Origin of the sequence: Streptomyces sp. MMG1121 (genome assembly GCF_001280015.1) — a bacterium.
Classification (GTDB): domain Bacteria; phylum Actinomycetota; class Actinomycetes; order Streptomycetales; family Streptomycetaceae; genus Streptomyces.
The window spans coordinates 1-275 of record NZ_LGDV01000140.1; the positions used below are offsets into that span (position 1 = coordinate 1).

Annotated in this window: 1 protein-coding gene; it reads left to right on the plus strand. The window is 66.9% G+C overall.

Annotation, left to right across the window (positions count from 1 at the left end):
• Positions 1–29: 29 nt before the first annotated feature.
• Positions 30–275, plus strand: a 246-nt coding sequence (locus ADK64_RS14100) for an acyltransferase domain-containing protein (protein WP_234384558.1), incomplete at its 3' end; no start/stop codon positions are given.

Consider the following 275-nt stretch of genomic DNA (forward strand, 5'->3'; position numbering starts at 1 on the left):
CCTCCCGGGCGCATTTTGATCATCGTGCGGTGGTGGTGGCGGGTTCGGTGGAGGAGGCGCGGGAGGGGCTCGCGGTGGTGCGGCCTGGGGGTGTGGTTGGGGGTCGTCTGGGTGTGTTGTTCACGGGGCAGGGTTCGCAGCGGGTGGGGATGGGGCGTGAGCTGTACGACTCTTTTCCGGTGTTCGCGGAGGCTTTCGATGAGGTGTGTGCGGCCGTGGACGAGCGACTCGGCTGTTCGTTGAAGGATGTGGTGTTCGAGGGTGGGGGGCTGCTG